Source organism: Sorangiineae bacterium MSr11954, from assembly GCA_037157815.1.
In the GTDB taxonomy this organism is placed as follows: domain Bacteria; phylum Myxococcota_A; class Polyangia; order Polyangiales; family Polyangiaceae; genus Pendulispora; species Pendulispora albinea.
Genome location: CP089984.1, coordinates 3,044,624 through 3,063,258 on the forward strand (window position 1 = coordinate 3,044,624; position 18,635 = coordinate 3,063,258).

At 67.2% G+C, this 18,635-nt stretch carries 12 protein-coding genes and 1 pseudogene; 4 read left to right on the forward strand and 9 right to left on the reverse strand.

Annotated features, from left to right (window positions below; genetic code table 11):
• Window positions 1-6: 6 nt before the first annotated feature.
• Both LZC94_11875 and LZC94_11880 read left to right on the forward strand, forming a co-directional pair.
• Window positions 7-414, forward strand: a complete 408-nt coding sequence (locus LZC94_11875; GenBank protein WXB17950.1) for a response regulator — start codon at window positions 7-9, stop codon at window positions 412-414.
• A 5-nt stretch (window positions 415-419) separates the two neighbouring features.
• Window positions 420-1,826, forward strand: a complete 1,407-nt coding sequence (locus LZC94_11880; GenBank protein WXB17951.1) for a HAMP domain-containing histidine kinase — start codon at window positions 420-422, stop codon at window positions 1,824-1,826.
• Between the two features lie 4 nt (window positions 1,827-1,830).
• Here LZC94_11880 and LZC94_11885 read toward each other — a convergent pair whose 3' ends face one another.
• The 8 genes and pseudogenes from LZC94_11885 to LZC94_11920 all read right to left on the reverse strand — a co-directional run bounded on the left by LZC94_11885 (window position 1,831) and on the right by LZC94_11920 (window position 12,594).
• Window positions 1,831-3,252 carry a Hint domain-containing protein gene (locus LZC94_11885; GenBank protein ID WXB17952.1) on the reverse strand — a complete coding sequence of 474 codons (1,422 nt, stop codon included), beginning with the start codon at window positions 3,250-3,252 and terminating at the stop codon, window positions 1,831-1,833.
• Window positions 3,253-4,746: 1,494 nt separating this feature from the next.
• A pseudogene (locus tag LZC94_11890) lies at window positions 4,747-4,974 on the reverse strand (DUF1565 domain-containing protein).
• A gap of 188 nt (window positions 4,975-5,162) precedes the next feature.
• Complete coding sequence (gene larE, locus LZC94_11895; protein WXB17953.1) at window positions 5,163-6,059, reverse strand: ATP-dependent sacrificial sulfur transferase LarE; 897 nt, start codon at window positions 6,057-6,059, stop codon at window positions 5,163-5,165.
• Between the two features lie 53 nt (window positions 6,060-6,112).
• On the reverse strand, window positions 6,113-7,039 hold the full coding sequence (locus tag LZC94_11900; protein WXB17954.1) for a LysR substrate-binding domain-containing protein: 927 nt from the start codon (window positions 7,037-7,039) through the stop codon (window positions 6,113-6,115).
• A 36-nt stretch (window positions 7,040-7,075) separates the two neighbouring features.
• On the reverse strand, window positions 7,076-8,215 hold the full coding sequence (locus LZC94_11905; GenBank protein ID WXB17955.1) for a glycosyltransferase family 4 protein: 1,140 nt from the start codon (window positions 8,213-8,215) through the stop codon (window positions 7,076-7,078).
• A gap of 46 nt (window positions 8,216-8,261) precedes the next feature.
• Window positions 8,262-8,828, reverse strand: a complete 567-nt coding sequence (locus tag LZC94_11910) for a hypothetical protein (GenBank protein WXB17956.1) — start codon at window positions 8,826-8,828, stop codon at window positions 8,262-8,264.
• Between the two features lie 285 nt (window positions 8,829-9,113).
• Window positions 9,114-11,600: a type I DNA topoisomerase gene (topA, locus tag LZC94_11915; GenBank protein ID WXB17957.1), complete on the reverse strand. Its 2,487-nt coding sequence runs from the start codon at window positions 11,598-11,600 to the stop codon at window positions 9,114-9,116.
• Window positions 11,497-12,594 (reverse strand): DNA-protecting protein DprA, encoded by a 1,098-nt coding sequence (locus tag LZC94_11920; GenBank protein ID WXB17958.1) that lies wholly within the window; start codon window positions 12,592-12,594, stop codon window positions 11,497-11,499. The genes topA and LZC94_11920 overlap by 104 nt, the downstream gene beginning before the upstream one ends.
• 124 nt (window positions 12,595-12,718) lie before the next feature.
• On the opposite strand from LZC94_11920, the gene LZC94_11925 reads away from it, so the two are divergent.
• Entirely contained in the window at window positions 12,719-15,454 is a 2,736-nt protein-coding gene (locus LZC94_11925) for a M1 family metallopeptidase (protein ID WXB17959.1), read from the forward strand.
• Between the two features lie 88 nt (window positions 15,455-15,542).
• Complete coding sequence (locus tag LZC94_11930) at window positions 15,543-17,360, forward strand: hypothetical protein (protein ID WXB17960.1); 1,818 nt, start codon at window positions 15,543-15,545, stop codon at window positions 17,358-17,360.
• A gap of 58 nt (window positions 17,361-17,418) precedes the next feature.
• Here the strand turns inward: LZC94_11930 and LZC94_11935 are convergent, their stop codons facing one another.
• Window positions 17,419-18,186: a hypothetical protein gene (locus LZC94_11935; protein WXB17961.1), complete on the reverse strand. Its 768-nt coding sequence runs from the start codon at window positions 18,184-18,186 to the stop codon at window positions 17,419-17,421.
• Window positions 18,187-18,635: the final 449 nt, after the last annotated feature.

Consider the following 18,635-nt stretch of genomic DNA (forward strand, 5'->3'; position numbering starts at 1 on the left):
ACGGAGATGGAGGACACCCCCCGCCCCAAGCCGTCCAGGCTCCCGACCGTTTTGATCGTGGATGACAACCCCGACATGCTGGTGCAAGTGGGGTCGTATCTCGCGGCGCGGGGCATCCGGGTGGTGCCGTCGAACTCGGCCCTGGGGGTCAGCTCGCTGGTGATGCGGCACCGCCCCGAGATCGTGGTGCTCGACGTGATGATGCCCGCGCTCGACGGCGGCGCCCTCGCCAAGCTGCTGCTCGGCCTGCGCTCGGTGCCCGACATGCGCATCGTCTTCTATTCGTCGATGGACGAGGAGCGGCTCTACGAGCTGGCGCGCAGCACCCCGCGCGCCTCGTACGTGCTGAAGTCCGACGGGCTCGCGGCCCTCTACGACGCCGTCTCCACCATCTTGGAGCACCGAACCGGATGAAGCCCGTGGGTGACCTCTCGGCCGCCCGCTCGTCGAAAAGCCCGCCGCCGGCGCCCGCGTCGCGCCGTTTTTTGCTCGCCACGGCGCTTCTCGTCATCGGGTTCGTGATGCTCCAAGTCCACGCGGCGCGGCTCCAAGTCGAGCTCGACGAGCTGCACCGCCGCGGGTCCATCGAGCGCGTGCACATCGAGCTGGGCACCCAAATCCGCCGCAACTGCCGCCTCCTCTACGTGGCGCTGCTCGAGCACTGGCACGGGCACCCGAGCACCGTATGGGAGAGCCGTTTCACCGAGGTCGGGCGCCTGCTCTCCTCCTTGATGGCCGCCTCCGCCGACGATCCCGAGGAGGACCAAGCGCGCGCCCACCTGCGCGAGGTGGTCGACGCGTGGGTCGAGCGGCTGCGAAGCGTCCTCGCGCGCGGCGAGGGGCCCTCGGAGCTCGACGGGATGCGCCTGCTCCACGCGCACGTCGACGAGTGGGCGGACAAGGTGCTCGACGCCGACGTGCGCGCGGGCCAGCTCTTCGACGCGCAGCACGGCACGGTGCGCAACCAGTGGATCATCGTGGAGGCGATCGCCGCGTCCATACTGGTGTGCATCGCGGTCGTCGCCGTGTGGTGGCGCCTGCGCGTGCGCGCCGCGAGCTCCTATGTGGAGCAAACGCGCCGCGATCACGAGCGCGCCGCGCGGAGCGAGTTCTTCACCAACATGTCGCACGAGCTGCGCACCCCGCTGGTCTCCATCGGCGGCTTCGCGTCGATGATCGAGGACAACCCCAGCACCATGCCCGACGTGCGCAGCTACGCGCGCAAGATCAACCACGTCTCGCGGGAGCTGCTGGCCATCATCAACAACATCCTCGACGTGGCGAAGCTCGAGTCGGACCATATGAAGTTCTTCATCGAGCCCGTCTCCATTCAAGAGGTGCTGGAGCGGTGCATCGCCCGCGCCGAGGGGCTCATCGGCCACAAGCCGCTGAAGCTCGCCCTGCAGGTCCCGGCGCCGGAGAGCGTGCCGCGCGTGCGGGGCGACTTCGTGAAGCTCCAGCAAGTCTTCACGAACATCATCGGCAACGCCGTGAAGTTCACGGAGAAGGGCCAGATCGTCACCCGCGTCTCCTCCGAGGGCAAGAGCGTGGTGGTCGAGGTGCAAGACACGGGCATCGGCATCGAGCCGCAATCGCTGCAGACCATCTGGGAGCCCTTCCGCCAAGTCGATCACAAGGTCTCGCGCAAATTCGGTGGCTCCGGCTTGGGCCTGGCCATCGTCCACGCCGTCATCACCCGCCTCGGCGGCGCCGTCTCCGTCGAATCCACCGTGGGCGTGGGCACCACGTTCCGCGTCACCTTGCCGGTCGACGCCAACCCCGCCGCCGTCGTTCGCGAACGCAGCTCGAGCCGCACGTTGCCCTGAGCGATCATGGCGCGGACGGGCGTTTGAGCTCGGGCGCGATTCCGCCGGTGCTTTGTTTGCCCGTTGGGTTTTCGATCCCGTACTGCTCTTGCAGCCTTTGGCAGTCCCGGCATGCGGCCCCGTTGTGGCCGGCGCCCGAGCTCGACCACTGCTTCGTCGGCATGCTGCCGTGTTGGAGGGCTCCCCAAATGCCCTTTCCTTCTCCGTGGTGTCCGCTGTCCGTGGGCCGGCCGAACTCGGAAGCCACACCATCGGGGCCCGCCTTGTAGATCCGACCCGGGTCCCTGGCGCCGAGATAGGCGAGGTTTCCTCGCTCGTCGGCGATGAGCACTTTGTTGGCGATGACGTCTTCCCGATACCCCGCGCGCCTCAGCGCTTCGCGCAGGGCCTGGCGCTGGGCGGGGCTCGTCCCGGACTGCTTGCCGGACGTCGTCAAGAGCAGGCTTCCGTCCGCCAAGAGGGTGATGGTCGTGGTCGTTCGGTTGCTCGCGATGGTCCCGGGCGCCCCCACCTTGTTGTGAACCCCTTCGACGAGCATTTGGCCGACGGTGTCGTCGAGACGGGAAAAATCGTCGTGTTGCCTGTAATCGTCGGGAAAGTCGTCGACGAATTGCCGATCCCGCTGCGGCGGGGGTTGTTCGCCGGGATCCGGTGGTGGGGTTTGCCCGCCTTGGCCAGGCGCCGGAGCTTGCCCGCCTTGGCCAGGCGCCGTGGCTGGCTCGCCACCGCAGCCCGGCGGATTGTGGACCCATACGGCGCTGTGGCCGACGAAGTACGTATGATCGACGTCGACCTCGACATTGTAGACGACGGCCTCTTGCGCAACGGCCGCGACCTTGGTCACGCGAACGTCGCGCCCTGCGCGATCGAGCAGCATTTCCCCCGGCCTGAGATCGCTCGCCGGCAGCCATCCATAAATGTGTGCAAAATACAAATGCTCGGGGGTCGAGCGGATCGTCTCGCGCGCGCCATCGTCGGTGACGACGTGCACGTCGACCAGCGAAGGGGCCGGACGAACGAACGTTCGAAGGATCGGGCGCGCCGTCACCGCGTCATCGAGCTCACCGCGTGCGAGCACGAGATCCCCGGCGCGAAGGCTCTCGATGGCCCGCTCGCCGGACGGCGTGGCCACCTGGGTTCCCGCCACGAAGCAATTGCCGCCGGGGGTGATGCAGCCCAGGGCATTGCACGCGGCGCCCGAGCTTCCCCACTCGAGCGAGCCGCCGATGGGCGCTTGGCCGCCGAAGAGGACCGCGGTCGTATGGTTGGCCGCGATCGCGTTCGCTCCGCCGAGGGCGCGAAAGCCGCCGGCGACCGCGAGCAGGATCCCGACCAGCAAGAGCACGTACTCGACCGAGGAGGCACCGCGTCCATCCCGAAGCAGGCGCGCACACGCGATCCATGAGCCAAAGCCGCTATTTTTCATTCGATATCGCTCGCAGGGAGAAGGAGACCCGAGCACCAACCTGTCCTCGGACGCCCCTGTAAGCGACTTAAACGGCGCGCGTGTGCGCCAGCTCGCAGCTCTCTCTGTCCGTGCACGAGCGTCGCCGGACGCCGCCTTCCGCGTCACGTTGCCGGTCGACCCGAACCCCGTCGCCGTCCGCGAGCGCAGCTCGAAGCGTACGCTTCCCTAGCATGACGTGATGCCGTTTTTGTAGGGCGGTACGAGCTCCAACTCGCAGGCCGCTGTGCTCGGCGCGTTGTCGCGGTCGACCTCATTGGCCTGCCATCCCGTTTTGCCGGCGCCGGTCGAATTGCTCGCGGGCGGACCTCCGTTCCCTTGATCACCCGCCGCTCCGGCTTTGCCAACCACCACACCGGTCGCGGGGTCGCGCGAGGGTTTCGGACCGACGTACGCGATGCCCACCGAGAGACCACCCGCGCCGCCGCCACCACCGCCACCGCTCGCGCCATTGCCGCCGTCGCCACCTTGGCACCCCGTCGTCCCCAGAGATACAGGTCCCCGGGTGGCTCCGGGTTGTGCAGCCTCTCCATCCGCCCCCCGGGCACCGTCGCCACCATCGGCAGCGAGGAGGCTGCAGCTTTCGAGTGTGACCGGCGATTGATACACCAGGAGCGCAAAGCTCGAACCACCCCCGTCGCCCCCTGGTCCTCCCGCGCCTCCGCAGCCACCCGCGCCGCCGCCACTTCCGCCGAGGGTCGACCCTGCGGTTGCGCCGCCGCCTCCACCACCTTGTCCGGGAAGCCCGTTGGAGCCCTTTTCACCCGATGCGGGCGTCCACCCCGAAGGTTCTAGCTTGCCCAAGGTTTTGGCACCCCACGCGATAGAGCCCCGCTCACCGTTCGCGCCCGGTAGGCCGGCCGTGCACGCCGCGCCGCCTGTTCCGCCCTCTCCCGTGCGCCCTGGCTCGGTGATCGGGTTCGGGGCCGAGCTACCTCGGGTGCCGCTCGTATCACCACCTGCTGCGCTCCCTCCTCGTCCGCCCTCCGAAGACCTTTTGTCCGTGCACTCGACGCGTCCCCCGCGTCCTCCCGAGACGCCGGATGGAGCATCGCCTGCGGGGTGGTCCATGGCGTTGTCGCCGTAGTTTTTTCCCGTCGGCAAGGTAACGCCCCGCCGCCCCGTGCCCGCTGTCATTCGAACGCGCCGAAAGAGGACTTGGCCCGAAGCCGTCACGAACACCGCAATGCTCGAGCCGGAAGCGACCGTCGTCGCATGGGCGGCGCTCGCAGCCTCGATGTCGAGATCCGCGATCGTCGTCCCCCCGGGGATCGTTCGGATGCCGTCGATCTTCAGTGGAATGGCCGGCGGTGCAGCCCTCAACTTGGTCGCGCCCTTTCCAAAACTCCACGTGCCGCAGGTGAAGCCCCCGAAGATGGACACGGCCTTGTCGAGGGTCACGGCCTCGTTGTACTCGCCTTCGCAAATGTAGATGCGCGGCTTGTCGTTCGCGAGCTGGATCGCCTTACCCAGGGTGCGGACAGGCTGCGCTTTCGTTCCAGGATTGGCGTCGTCGCCCAAGGGCGATACGAAGATGCCGACGCGATCATCCACGCACGCCGGATTGTCCTTCGGTTCTTGCGTCAACGTGCAGTCGCCAGGTAGCGCGACGCCACCTCCCGAACCGCGCGACAAATCATCCGGCGAAAACGCCAACGAGCAACTCGCGGCGGCGGCGAGCATCGGCGCCAGGGCGATCCCCATTCCGCCGTCGCGGAGACTTGCTTTCATGAACGCCAGCGATAATCACGGCGAGCGGTGGTGCAATGGCTGCGTTATCGTTCATGCGCGACATTGTCCACGCGACATGGTGACGGAGCATGCGTGAAGCCCGTCGCACATCGAGTAGCTTGTTTCGCCTTGGTGTGTCGTCAGCTCACCACCCGCAAGCTTCGCCCGACGAGCACCTCGTTGTGGCTCCCGGTTCGATACCCTTGCAGATCCAAGGTCACATAGCGGAAGCCGCACCGCTTGCCGGCTTCCACGATGGTGTCGCGCAGCTCGAAGGCTCTCATCAGCTCGCGCGCCTCCACCTCGATGCGCGCAATCGCACCGGGCGCCGTGTCGCGCGTGCTCCCCAGCGCGTGCCAGCGGACGCGCACTTGCTCGAGACCGAGGCGATGGAGCTCGCCCTCCAGGCCATCGATTTGCGCGAGGCGCTCGCGGGTCACCTCGGTGCCATAGGGAATGCGGCTCGACAGGCACGCGGAAGCAGGTTTGTTCCACACCGGAAGCCCGAGGAGGGCCGCCCCGCGGCGCACGTCTTCTTTGCGAAAGCCGCACTCGACCAGCACGCTGCGCACCTCGGCGTTTTTGGCGGCCTCGAGGCCGGGGCGGTAGTCGCCGAGATCGTCCAGGTTGGTGCCGTTGGCGACCCAGTCCAGCGACCAGTCGACCTTCTTCTTCGCGCTCAACCGATAGAGCTCGGACTTGCAGTGAAAACAGCGGTCGACGTCGTTCTTCGTGTAGTTCGCGTCCTCGATTTCGCCCGACTCCACCAGCTCGTGGCGGGCGCCAATGCGGCGCGCCAGATCGACGGCCGCATCGCGCTCGAACGAGGGGAGGCTCGGGCTGACCGCCGTCATGCCCACCGCGCGCGGCCCGAGCACGCGATGCGCCGCCGCCAGGACGAAGGCGCTGTCGACCCCGCCCGAATAGCAGACGAGAACCGAGCCCATCTCGGAGAGCAGCGAAAAGAGCCGCTTCAGATGCGGATCGTTCTCCACGGTGGGGTGCTCGGATTGCGGCGGGGTGGGCGAGAGAGCCATGACGGGCCTTTGATCTAGCAAAATCCCGCGGCTTTGCCCGAGCCGGCCGCGCGCTATTTCTTCCTCGGCCCCAGGGCCTCGAGCGCCGGATCGGCCTTGGCCTCGCCCAGGATCCAGCTCACGAAGGTCCGGATCTTCTCCGACCGGCGCCGAAACTCGGGGTAGGCGACCCAATATGCGTTCCGATCCCGAACCACCGGCCCGAAAGGGTGGACCAAGAGCCCCGCCTCGATCTCCCGCGCAAAGAAGAGCGGCGAGGCCAGCGCCACCCCGTGCCCCTCGATGGCCGCCGTTACGTCGAACTGCTCTTGGTACAGCGCGAGCTCCACCCGGCCCGACAAGTCGACCCCTTCGACCCCGGCCTCGGCGAACCATCGGATCCACCAGGCCGTTCGCCCCAAGAGCGAGAGCTTGAGAAGATCCAACGGCTTCGGATGGGGCCCGAGCGTCCGCAAGAGCTTCGGGCCGAGGAGCGGGGTGTACGCGTTGGGTAGGAGAAAATGCGATGCGAGCCCCGGCCACTCACCGCTGCCGAGCCGCACGCTCACATCGAACGCTCCGCCCGTGAGATCGACCAAGCCAATCGACGTATCCAGGCGCACGGCCAGCTTCGGGTTTCGCAATTGAAACGTCCCGAGGCGGTGAACGAGCCACTTGGACGCGAAGGTCGGCAAGGTGGAAATGGAGAGCTCCCCCTCGGCCCTCTCCGAAGTGTCGGCGAACGCCGCGCGCAAGATCGTAAAGGCCTCCACCACCGGCGACGCCAGCCGCTTGCCGGTGGCCGTCAGCACCACCTTTCGCGGCAGCCGCTGAAAGAGCGGCATCCCCAGCTCTTGCTCGAGCAGCTTGATCTGGTAGCTCACCGCGGCTTGCGTCATCCCCAGCTCCTCGGCGGCGCGCGTAAAGCTCTCGTGGCGCGCCGCCGCCTCGAAGACGCGAATGGCGCTGAGCGGCGGCAGCGGGGGAGGGCGGAGCAACATGCGTAGGGCTCTCGATGAGCGTGATGCGCGCCCGGACTACGACAGGCCCACGTACGTATCGAGGATGATCTTCGCGTGCGACGTCCACGAAAAGCGCGCGGCCTGCGCCAAGCGCACCGTTTCGGATGGCGCGTGCGCCGGGTTGCGCAGGAGGTCCGAGACGGCGGCGGCCCACGCGCCCGTGTCGCCGACGGGGAGGAACGGCACGGCGTCGCCGCCCACCTCGCGCAGCGGCGGGATATCGCTCGCGAGCACGGTGGCGCCGCACGACAGGGCTTCGATGACGGGCAGCCCGAAGCCCTCCGCCTCGCTGGGCATCAGCACCAAGGTGGCGCGCCGGTAGATCTCGGCCAGCTCGGTGCGATCGATGCCGCGCAGCTGCACGAGCGATCCGCCGATGTGAAGGCGCTCGATGCGCGCCTTTTGCTCGTCGGTGAAGCTCCCGCCCACTTGCACCAGGCGCAGATCGGGGCTCTCGCGCTGGACCTCCGCGAACACGTCCAGGAGCACGTCGATGCGCTTTCGCGGGATGCAGCTCCCGACGTGCAGCAAAAAGGGGCGATGGCCGATGGTGCGAATCGGCAGATGCTCGAGCGAGATCGTCGGCCCGGCCGCGGGCACGAACTCGGGCGAGACGCCGTAGTGCGCTTGCACCAATTTTCGGTCGTCGATCAAATCGTATTTGCGAATGCCATCGCGCACGGAGTCGGTCGAATAAAAGACCACCCGCGCCTTCTCGAGGCCGCGCAAGAGACGGCGCGACATGGCCCGGAACCAGAGCGGGCGCGGCTCGCGCGCGGGCTCGAGCACCGAACGAAAGGCGTCCAGATCGTGGCAGAACACGCCCACCCGTTCGGCGGGCAGGGCGTGGACCACGTGCGCATAGCTGTGATCGCACACATGGAACAGATCGCTGGTGCGGTGCAAACCCCGTGCGGCGCGCGGCACGTCCCACATGCGGTTGATGAGTCGGTCCGCGTTGAAGCCGAGGTTCTTGCGGCGCGCGCCGAGCGGCAGGCGCGAGACCCGGCGCTCGAACACTGGGCGGATGCGCGTGGTGGTGACCCGCGCATCGCGCGCGAGGTGGGCGAGCAGCATCTCGGCGACGAGATCCATGCTCGGCCATCCTTCTTCCAGAAGATCGCAGACCACGGCGAGCCGAAGCGGGGCGTTCATGCGCCGCGCAGTTTGCAGCGCGCGCCGCGAAGCTTCAACCGAAGCTTTAACCGGAACGACTTGGCTCGCCCTTGGCGGGCGCGGTCTTCGGCGCTGCCCCACCCGGATCGGACGATGCGTGCGCGCGCGCCCAGCTTTTCGAGAGATCGCGCGAGATCTTGTCGAGCGTCACGGAGGCGAACGGGTCGAGCTTGAGCTCGTCGGCGATGGGGTTCAGCACGCACAACCACGGGCTCGGAATGGCGCGCGGTTCGTCGTGCTCGCCCAGCACGATGGGGAACTGCCCATGTGCGCCGCCCGCGATCTCGAACCCCGAGCTGGAGCTCCCGTTTGGAACGCGCACCAAGAACAGCAAGGACGGCCACGTCTTTTGCAGGACCGCTTCGCCGTCGACGAACTGGCAAATCGAGCCGATGGTCCCGCCCTTGGTTCGAATCCAAAGGGGCTCGTTGCCCAAGTGACCGGCGATGGCGCGGTCGATGCGAACGCGGGAGTGCGTGACGATGCGCCCCTCTTCCCAGGAGCTTTTGTCCTCGAGCGCAGAGGCGATGACGATGGCGTCGGCCACGTCAATCAGCGATGGAAGGTCCCAAATTGGCGTACCAACACGCATTTGACCAGACGAAACCCTTCGAGGACGCGCGGGTCGCGCACGCTCTTGCGTCCACAGCTTCATTGGAACCCCCTTGGACCGCACGTGCGTTGGTCCTTAGCACACGGCAGGACTCGATGGTCGCGTTCTTTTTGGGTTTTTGCGCTCATTGGAATGGTTTTGTCCCTGGCCGCGTGAATGCCGGCACCCGCCATCGCGGGCGCCGGATCCTTCGAATGGACAAAGCCTGAGCAAACTGTGGAGCCCTCGATGTCGTTCGTCTACGGCTTAGCTGATACGAAAATGTCATCGACCCGATGCCGTGGACGCTTCCGCGCCGCCTACACTCGGAAGAGGAGCCAACTTCGATGCCGAAGGTCGGGTTTTGGATGCGACCTCTTCCTCGCCAGGGGTCGCGGGCGATGCGGCGGCCGTTTCCTCGGGTAGGTCGGGCGAACGCTTGTAGCCGCACTCTTTGTTGGCGCAGGCGATCATGGGTTTGGCTTTGGTGCCGCCCATGACCAAGAAGGCCGCGCCGCAGTCCGGGCAGGGGGACTGAATCGGCTTCTGCCATAGTTTGAAATCGCACTTGAGCGTTTCGTGATTGTAATTCGAGCAGCCGTAAAAGGTTTTTCCGCCCTTCTTCTTCGGCCGTACCTCGATGAGATCGCCCCCGCATTTGGGGCACGCCACGCCGAGCGGAACCGGCTTGGCGTTCTTGCACGCCGGGTATCCGGTGCACGATAGGAACTCTCCGTAGCGGCCGCTCCGGATGACCATCGGCTTCGAGCATTTGTCGCAGACGATGTCGGTCTCGCGCGTCTGCGTGCCCTTGCCGTCGGGCCCGAGATCGCGCGTGTTCTTGCACTTGGGGTAGTTGGCGCAGCCGAGGAACCAGCCGTTCTTCGACCAGCGCTTCATCATGGTCCCCTCGTTGCAGACCTCGCAAATCTCGTCGGTCGGCTCCGGGTCGGGGTTCCAGCGCTTGCCCTTCTTGCCGACGTCGAGCTGCTCGCGGAAGCGCTTGTAGAAGCGCGTGAGCAACGCCACCCGGTCTTCGTTTCCGGCCTCGACCTCGTCGAGCTGGACCTCCATGCTCGAGGTGAACGCCGGGTCCATGAAATCGAGCTCGCTGCGCACCAAGCCATCGACCACGTATTTGCCGAGCGTGGTCGGGCGGAAGCGCCCGTCGATCTTCTCGACGTAGTCGCGCGCTTGCACCTTGCTGATGATCTCGGCGTACGTGCTGGGGCGGCCGATGCCTCGGTCCTCGAGCTCGCGCACCAGCGAGCCTTCGTTGAAGCGCGGGGGCGGCTGGGTGAACTTCTGCTCCGTCAAGACGCCCGGCGGATCGACCACCTTGAGCTTCTCGCCCTCGGCCAGCTCCGGCAAGGTGGCCTCATCCTCGGAGGCACCTTCGGCCGACTCCAGCTTGAGCGGGGCGGCGTTGGCTGCTTCGTCGGCCTCTTCCTCGCCGGCCATCTCGCCTTTGCCGCCGCCCTCGCCGTAGGCCGCGAGCCAGCCGGCGAACTTGAGCACGCGGCCGCTGGCGCGCAGACCGTAAGCGGGACCGCCCGAGACCTTGGCCTCGATGTCGACGCCCGTTTGATCGTAAACGGCTTCCTTCATTTGAGACGCCGTAAAGCGATCCCAAATCAACTTATAGAGTTTGAATTGCTCCTCCTTGAGGTGCTTGCGCACCGTCTCGGGGGACAGCTCGAGGCTCGTCGGGCGAATGGCCTCGTGCGCGTCTTGCGCGCCCTTCTTCGACTTGAAGGTGTTGGGGTTCGCGGGGACGAACTCCTTGCCGTACACCTGCTCGATCCGATCGCGGCACGCGGCCACCGCTTCCGGCGACAGGCGGGTGGAGTCCGTACGCATGTACGTGATCAAGCCCACCGGGCCGCCGTCTTTGCCCAAGTCGACGCCTTCGTAGAGGCCTTGGGCCACCTGCATGGTGCGCTTGGCGCCAAAGCCGAGGCGGTTGACGGCGTCTTGCTGCAGCTTGCTCGTGGTGTACGGCGCGGGCGCCTTCCTCTTGCGCTCCGAGCGCGTGATCTTGGTGATCGCGTACGCGGCCGACTGGAGGTGCCCCTTGACGACGCCCGCGTTCTCGGTGTTCTCGACCGCGTACTTCTTTCCGTCGCGCGTGGTGAGCCGCCCCACGAAGGACTGCGGACGCGCTCCGTTGGACTTGGCGCTCGCCAGCGCCACGCTCGTGTTCCAGTACTCCACCGGCACGAACGCTTCGATCTCGCGCTCGCGATCGACGATGAGCCGCAGCGCCACGCTCTGCACGCGGCCCGCGCTCAGCCCGAAGGCGAGCTTGGACCACACGAGGGCCGACACGTCGTAGCCGACGATGCGGTCCAGCACCCGGCGCGCACGCTGTGCGTCGTAGAGAGGTTTGTTCAGTTCGCGCGGCGACTCGATGCCACGCTGGACACCGGCCTTGGTGATCTCGTGAAATTCGACGCGCTTGGTGGCGGTCTTCTTGTTCCCCAGCTCGTCGGCCAAGTGCCATGCAATGGCCTCGCCCTCGCGATCGGGGTCGGTCGCCAGAAGCACTTCCTCCACGTTCTTCGCGGCGCTCTTGAGTTCGGCGAGGACTTTTTCTTTCCCCGCGATGACCTCATAGGTCTCCTCGAACCCGTTCTCGATGTTGATACCGAGCTTCTTGGGAAGATCCTTAACGTGCCCCTTCGATGCGACGACGTCGTACTGAGCCCCCAGATACTTCTTGATCGTCTTCGCCTTGGCGGGCGACTCGACGACTACGAGCGTCTTCGCCATCGTTCTCTGCGTCTTTCGGCAAAAAGTTCAATGATGACAGGTGTTTATAACCTTCAGCCCGACGGAAGAAGCCGTTCGGGCCCTCTACTAGTACGTTCTCTAAGGCGAGGGTCAAGAGTGCCGTGCTTACCGTAGCGGCCGGTAGCCTCGTTCGCTCAGTGAGCTCATCTATATGAAGTGGCATGGATTCGGCCACCTGAAAGACCGCTTGAGCTCCATCGGTCCCAACGAAACTTTTATTGGAGACGAGACAACCGTCCAGGCGGTCGGTGTGCTGGGCTTCCTTTCGAGGCGGACCGCTCGCCCTGGGCCTGCGTGGTTGGATGTCGGCTTTGCGCGGGGTGACGCGCGGCACAACCCCCAAAGCGCAAAGTAGCTCACTCCCCCTCGTTAATACGCGCGCGCCCAGGTCGACCAGCGCAAGCGATCCGGCGAAGCGCTCGCTCCATGCAGGCGGCGCCACCACCCAAAGCGGGCGCTCGAAACGGCGCGCGTGCTTGGCGGTGTTGAGGGCACCGGACGGAATGCCGGCTTGCACCACCACCACCGCATCGGAGAGCGCGACGAGCACGCGGTTGCGCGCATGGTACGTGTGGTAGTGGGCCCGCTGATCCGGTGGAAAGGGCCAAATGAGCGTGCCCTCCTCCTGCGCGATGCGCTCGAAGAGCGAGGCATGCTCGCGCGGCGAAACGTGGTTGCACCCGGTGGGGAGCACGGCCCATGTGCGCCCTCCCGCTTCGAGCGCCCCGCGGTGGGCGGCGGCATCGATCCCGACCGCGCCCCCCGAGGCCACCACGATCCCGGCCGCCGCGCACTCGGCCGCGAGCTCGCGGGCAAACTGTTCGGCTTCCGGGGCGGGCTCGCGCGTGCCCACGATGGCGACCACCAACCCCGGACCGAGCGGGCTGCTCAACGTGATCGCGGGCAACCGAAGCCCCACGAGGCGGGGCGGAAACCGCGGATCGTCGGGCGTGAGTGTGTGCGAAGTCTTCACGCTTTTTCGATTCGGCCGGCGCCCGGCGCACGTTGCGTGGTACGCGGTACGCGGTGACCCGTGCGCGTCTGAAATTTATTCCCGCGCGCGGCGAAGACTCGTTTGAACCCCGAGGAAGCGATCGATGCCAACCTTCCACGTCCCGACCGTTCTTCTGCCCGCGCTGGCATGTGTCCTCGCCGCCAGCGTCGCAGCCTGCAGCCCGAGGCCCGGAGCCTCGCCGCCGCCGTCCGAAACGGCCCCCGTCGCGTCGGAGCCCGCGCGCCCCGAGGCTCCTCCACCGCCCGAGTTGCGGCTTCCGGAGACCGTGCGCCCGACGGCCTACGATGTCGCGCTCACGGTGGTGCCGACGGAGGATCGCTTCGAGGGGCACATCACCATCGCGCTCGACGTCGCGGCGTCATCGCGGATCGTGTGGCTGCATGCCCTGGGGCTCGACGTGCGCACCGCGACCATCGACGGAGCGCCCGCGAAGGTGCACTCCACCGGGAGCGGCGGCCGGATCGGCCTCGAGCCGGCGCGCCCGCTGTCCGTCGGGCGGGCCACCGTGGTGATCGACTACACGGGCGCGATCTCGCCGAAGAACGAGTTCGGGGTGTTCAAGCAGAAGGAAGGGGAGCACTGGTACGCCTTTACGCAGCTCGAGGCCATCGACGCGCGGCGCGCGTTTCCTTGCTTCGACGAGCCGGGCTTCAAGGTGCCTTGGAAGCTGCGGCTGAAGGTGAAAAAGGACGATCGGGCGCTGAGCAACACCCCGCCCATCTCGGAGAAGATCGAGGGCGACTACAAGATCGTGCAGTTCGCGGAGACCAAGCCGCTGCCCGCGTACTTGGTGGCCTTCGCGGTGGGACCGATGGATGTGGTGGACGCAGGCACGGCCGGGAAGAACCACACCCCGGTGCGCATCGTGGTGCCGCGCGGTCGCGGTGCCGAGGCGCGGTTCGCCAAGGAGGTGACGGGCAAAATTCTCGCGCAGCTCGAGGACTATTTCGGTATTCCGTATCCTTACGAGAAGCTCGATTGTGTGGATATCCCGGTCTTCTCCGGGGCCATGGAAAACCCGGGCCTCGTCACCTTCGGGCAGTCGCTCATCTTGTCCGTTCCCGAAAAGGAAACGGTTCGCTTTCGCCATCAGTACATCGATATTACGGCGCACGAGCTCGGGCACCAATGGTTCGGGGATTTGGTCACCACCGCGTGGTGGGACGACGTCTGGCTCAACGAGGCCTTTGCGAGCTGGATCACGAACCGCCTCATCGAGACATGGCAGCCCGAGCGCCACAAAGACACTGAGCGCGCCGCCGACACCGCGCGCGCCATGCGGGCCGACAGCTTGGTGAGCGCCCGGCGCATCCGCCAGCCCATCGCGACCGAGGACGACATCGGCAACGCCTTCGATCACATCACGTACGAGAAGGGCGCGGCCGTCATCGACATGTTCGAGAACTGGGTCGGCCGCGACGCGTTCCGCGCCGGGGTCACGCGCTATCTCACCAAGCACGCGCACAAGAACGCGACCGCCGAGCAGTTCCTCGCCGTGGTGTTCGAAGGTGAGCGCGCGCCGGTGGGCGCGGCCTTCGAGACGTTCTTGAATCAACCGGGCGTGCCGCTGGTGACCGCGTCCTTGCGCTGCGACGCGGGGCAGCCGCCGAAGCTCGCGCTCGCCCAAAGCCGCTATTTGCCTGCAGGTGCGCAGGCGCCGGAGACGTCGTGGCAGATCCCCGTGTGCGCGCGCTACCCCGGCGCAAAAGGCGTCGCCTCGTCGTGCACCTTGCTCCAAAAGCCTCGAGGCGAGCTGACCTTGGGCGAGGCGCGCGCGTGCCCCGCGTGGGTCTCCGCCAACGCCGATGGGCACGGCTACTACCGCGTTCTCTACCAAGGCGATCTGCTGGCCAAGCTGCTCGCGCCGCGCTCGGGTGACGCGGAGCTGACGCGCGCGGAGAAGGTGGCGCTGCTCAGCGATCTGGCGGCCCTGGTGCGCACGAGCAAGCTATCCTACCAAGACGTGCTGGCCGTGGTGCCGAAGCTGGCAGGCGATCCGGTAAAGGACGTGGTCGAGGGCACGATCGAGCTGGTGGCCGATCTGCGCAGCACCGAGATGGTCCCCGAGGCGCTCCGGCCGCAGTATGCGCGCTTCATCCGCGACACCTACGGCGCGCGCGCGAAGAAGCTGGGCTTCGTCTCGCGCCGTGGGGACAGCGACGATACGCGGCTCCTGCGCGCGAAGCTGCTCCTGCTCGTGGCCGACCAGGGCGAGGATCGCGCGCTGCAAAGCGAGGCCAAGGCGCTCGCATCGAAGTGGCTCGCCGATCGCAAAGGCGTCGATCCCGATGTGGTGGAGACCGTGCTGGCCATTTCGGCCCAAACCGGCGACCGCGCATGGTTCGAGCGCATGCGGGCCGCCCTGCGCGCCACCACGAGCCGCTTCGAGCGCAACCAGATCCTCGGCGCCCTGGCCCACTTCCGCGATCCCGACGCGCTGCGCGCGGCGCTGGCCGTGAACCTCACCGACGACGCCGACATCCGCGACTCGCTCTGGACGATCAAGTCCGCCCAGGCCACGCCGGCGACACGCGCCATCGCCTACGCCTTCATGAAGGAGAGCTTCGAGGCCCTCGCGGCGCGCATGCCCGACGAGGCGGGGGCCTTTGGCTTCGGTGCGGCTGCCCCCGCGCTGGCCGGCGGCGGCTTTTGCGACGAGGCCCACGCGGCCGATCTGGAGGCGTTCTTTCGCGAGCGCGCAGCGCGGTACTCGGGTGGGCGGCGCTCGCTGGCTCAGGTGGTCGAGTCCGTGAAGGGATGCAGCGCCTTCCGCGCGCTGCAGGCGCCGAATGTGGGCGCATTTTTCCAAAAGCGGTAGCAACGCTTTTTCCGCAACCCCCGCCTCCGGCCAGCCGACTTAGACGAGCAAGATGGCTCGTCGTGATTTTTGGAGGAGGGGGGAGCTCATGGCCTACAAAGTGCGTCGTTGGGGTGGCCCCATCGTGGCCGCGTTCCTTGCGGTGGGGTCGGCCGCGTGCGGCGGGGCGCAGACGGTCGAGGCTTCGCGCCCGGCGGCCGTGTTCCCGACCCGCGCCGAGATCGAGGCCATCCCGGAGAAGAAGGTCACCCCGGCGGCGTTCGACATGAACAACGTGCAGGTCGAATCGTGGAGCTACGCGTCGTCCGGCGGCAGCACCGATGTTCCGTATGAAGACGCATCGCCCTGGACGGGCGCCCTCACCGACGCGATGCGCGTGGCGCCCCGCGCCCGGGTGCGTCTCTCCAGCGCGCTCCGTTGCGCGGCCGAGCAGGTGGCGCGCTTCGAGTTGAAACACGGGCGTCCGCCGTCGGAGAGCTGGCGGCGCTTTACGATGGCGCGTTGCGGAAGCGCATCGCCGCTCGGGTCGACGTTTGCATGGACGAACGACGTTCCACAGGGCGCGCCGGAGGCGCTGCTGGCCGATGGCTTTCGCAAAGCCGCCGCGCCGGTGCTGGCCCAGGTGTTCGGCACCGTGAACGAGCCCATGGCCGCGGGGCTCTCGGTGGTTCGCGAGGGCGCGCGGCTGGCCGTGGGCATCGTCCTTGCGCGCGACGGCGTGCAGATTGACAGTGGCCAGGGTGGCAAGCTGCGCGCCGATGGCCGCCGGCGGGTGAGCGTACGGGGCGTGCTTCGCAGCGGGGAGGCCGAGGCCATCTTCGGGCTGGTGAACCGGGGGAAATACGGCGTCGCGGAGTGCATCAACGAGCGGGGCGTCGCTCCGCCGTACTTTGCCTTTACGTGCGAGATGGCCGAAGGCGACACGTGGGCGTGGGTGGACGTGCTGGCGCGAAAGCCCGGGCGCGCGCTGGCCAGCGGCGTCGCGCGGGTGATGGTCGCGGCCGAAGGCGAGGAGCTGCCCGCCGAGTACGTGGCCCCGCGCGGCTCGGGCCCTCCGATGCCGGTCCGCACCACGGCCGAGTTTCGAAAGGTGCTGGTCGAGGGGTTGAACCGCGTGCGCGCGGCGGGCCGGCTCGCGCCCTTGGTGCTTTCGGCCGAGCAGAGCGCCACCAGCGAGCGCCTGGCCGGTGTGCTGCTCGACAACGAGGTTTCCCATGAAAACATGGCGGATCGTGCGGCCATCGGCCTCTTGGCCGGGTGGAACGTTCGCGGGCTCATTCGCAGCGGGTGGCTGTTCGCGGCGGCGCAGCCCTCCACCCGCGACGCGATGGTCTGGCTCGACTTTGCGCTCGAGCGTCCCTTGGGGCGTCTGACCTTGCTCGATCCGCGGGCGCGCATCATCGCCGTGGGGGCAGGCATGCCCGAGACGGTGGAGGCGCTGGGGGCGGTGGTCACCACGTATTCGCTCTTCGACAACCCCGATCACAGCGCCGAGGCCGAGCACGTGTTCGCGTGGATCGCGGCGGAGCGCGCAAAGGCGGGGCTCTCGGCGCCGGTGCGCCTGATGAACGTGCCGTGGTTGGCGGAGGAAGCGGCGCTCGTCCGCGCGGAGAAGAAGGCGCCGATGGCCGTGTTGAACGACGTTCTTGCCGATGTGGCGTCGCGGCTGCCCACCGGGCGGGTCCAAGGCTTCGTCTTCGAGACCATCGACGTCGACCGGCTCCAGCTTCCCAAAGAGCTGCTCGATCCGGGGCCCGTGCGCATCGCCGTGGAGGTCACGCACCACCGTGCCCCCGGCGCGGCGTGGGGGCAGTACGTGGTGTACGTGTTCATGCACTCGAAGTTCGGGCCGGAGACGATGACGACGGCGCGGCTCCCGCGCCGGGGCGGGGGAGCTGCGTTTTAATGCGCGTTCGGACGCCGTGCTGCGCTGCGTGAAGGGCGCGCGCTTTGGGCAGCTAATTTCATTTCATGCGCGAGAACACCTGCACCCCGAATTGCCCGCCGCCTTTTTGCGCGTGGATATCCAATTTGTATTGGAGCGGAAACGGCGTGATGGGGCAGGTGGCGGCGCTGCTTTTGCCGACGATGGGGGTGCCGTCGACGGTGTCGTCTTGGCCGGCTTGCACATTGTAGAAGGGGGGCGAGAGCAGGCGCAAATCCAAGTTTCGAACCTGCCCGGCCGGTGAAAAGCCGATGATCGTGTAACACTTGCCGCCGGTGAGGGTGACGAGCATCGTCTTGTGCTCGTTCTCACGGAGCGAGTCCTTGGCCATCTGCCCCTCGGGCTGCATGTTTGGCGCAAAGCGGGTGGCGGCCGTTTTGATGCCGCCCTCGATGGGATCGCCCGCCACACCCCCGGGGGTCAGGACCGCGAGGCTCGCGGAGCCCACTTGGGCCATCAGCGCCGGATCGAGCGGGATGCCGGGCAGCGGGCTCGGTGCAGAGCCGGGGGCCGGTGCGGGGGCATTCGCCGGCGCGGACTCGGGTGCGGGCGCCGCTTGCATGGCAAAACCCTGCGGGGGGGCTGCGCTCGGCGCGGGCTGCACACCCACTTGAAGCTTCTGCGCTTGCGCCATTTGGCGGGGCGCCGCGGGACCCGACGCGGCGGGCGCGGACTCGGGCGCCGGCGGATAGTTGTCCTGGAGGTTGTAGCCCTGCGGCTGATCGGCGGGCTTGCCGTTGTCCACGCACGCGACCAGCGCGCCGCTGAAGCTCAGCACCAGAGCCATGGAGCGTGCACCTCGATGCACCGTGCCATGTTCCTTCACGCTCTTGCCGGGACCCCCAGGCGTCACACGGCTCTCAGCCATTCCGCGACAGTTTTTTTTCACGTCGTGGAAGCCTACCACTTCACGCCGGCGCCTAATGAGCCTACGCGATGCGGCCCATGAAGCGATTCGACGCGGTCCTCGCTCGAGCTCCGCGGGCTCGTGCGCTCGTTCGCGCGGCGCAGGGGTGCTCCCGAGCTCCCGGCTTCAACGCCGCAGCTCGAGCGTTGCGCGCTTTTTGCGCACGACCGCGCCTCAGATAAGATGATTTCGCTGTTTGAACTACTTTCTAGGCTCATGTGGGAAGTTTTCGGATTGGGGGCCGTTTGTCACCCTGAATGAAGCGCTGGTTTCATTCTGGTTGTATTTTAGAAACCCCTTGGATGCGATGGCGCCCCTGAATTCGATGT

What these genes read in the sequence shown, in the direction of transcription:
- LZC94_11885 (WXB17952.1), bottom strand. Translation starts at nt 3,252, where the DNA reads ATGAAAAATAGCGGCTTTGGCTCATGGATCGCGTGTGCGCGCCTGCTT.
- LZC94_11875 (WXB17950.1), top strand. Translation starts at nt 7, where the DNA reads ATGGAGGACACCCCCCGCCCCAAGCCGTCCAGGCTCCCGACCGTTTTG.
- topA (WXB17957.1), bottom strand. Translation starts at nt 11,600, where the DNA reads ATGGCGAAGACGCTCGTAGTCGTCGAGTCGCCCGCCAAGGCGAAGACG.
- LZC94_11930 (WXB17960.1), top strand. Translation starts at nt 15,543, where the DNA reads ATGGCCTACAAAGTGCGTCGTTGGGGTGGCCCCATCGTGGCCGCGTTC.
- larE (WXB17953.1), bottom strand. Translation starts at nt 6,059, where the DNA reads ATGGCTCTCTCGCCCACCCCGCCGCAATCCGAGCACCCCACCGTGGAG.
- LZC94_11935 (WXB17961.1), bottom strand. Translation starts at nt 18,186, where the DNA reads ATGGCTCTGGTGCTGAGCTTCAGCGGCGCGCTGGTCGCGTGCGTGGAC.
- LZC94_11910 (WXB17956.1), bottom strand. Translation starts at nt 8,828, where the DNA reads ATGCGTGTTGGTACGCCAATTTGGGACCTTCCATCGCTGATTGACGTG.
- LZC94_11925 (WXB17959.1), top strand. Translation starts at nt 12,719, where the DNA reads ATGCCAACCTTCCACGTCCCGACCGTTCTTCTGCCCGCGCTGGCATGT.
- LZC94_11905 (WXB17955.1), bottom strand. Translation starts at nt 8,215, where the DNA reads ATGAACGCCCCGCTTCGGCTCGCCGTGGTCTGCGATCTTCTGGAAGAA.
- LZC94_11900 (WXB17954.1), bottom strand. Translation starts at nt 7,039, where the DNA reads ATGTTGCTCCGCCCTCCCCCGCTGCCGCCGCTCAGCGCCATTCGCGTC.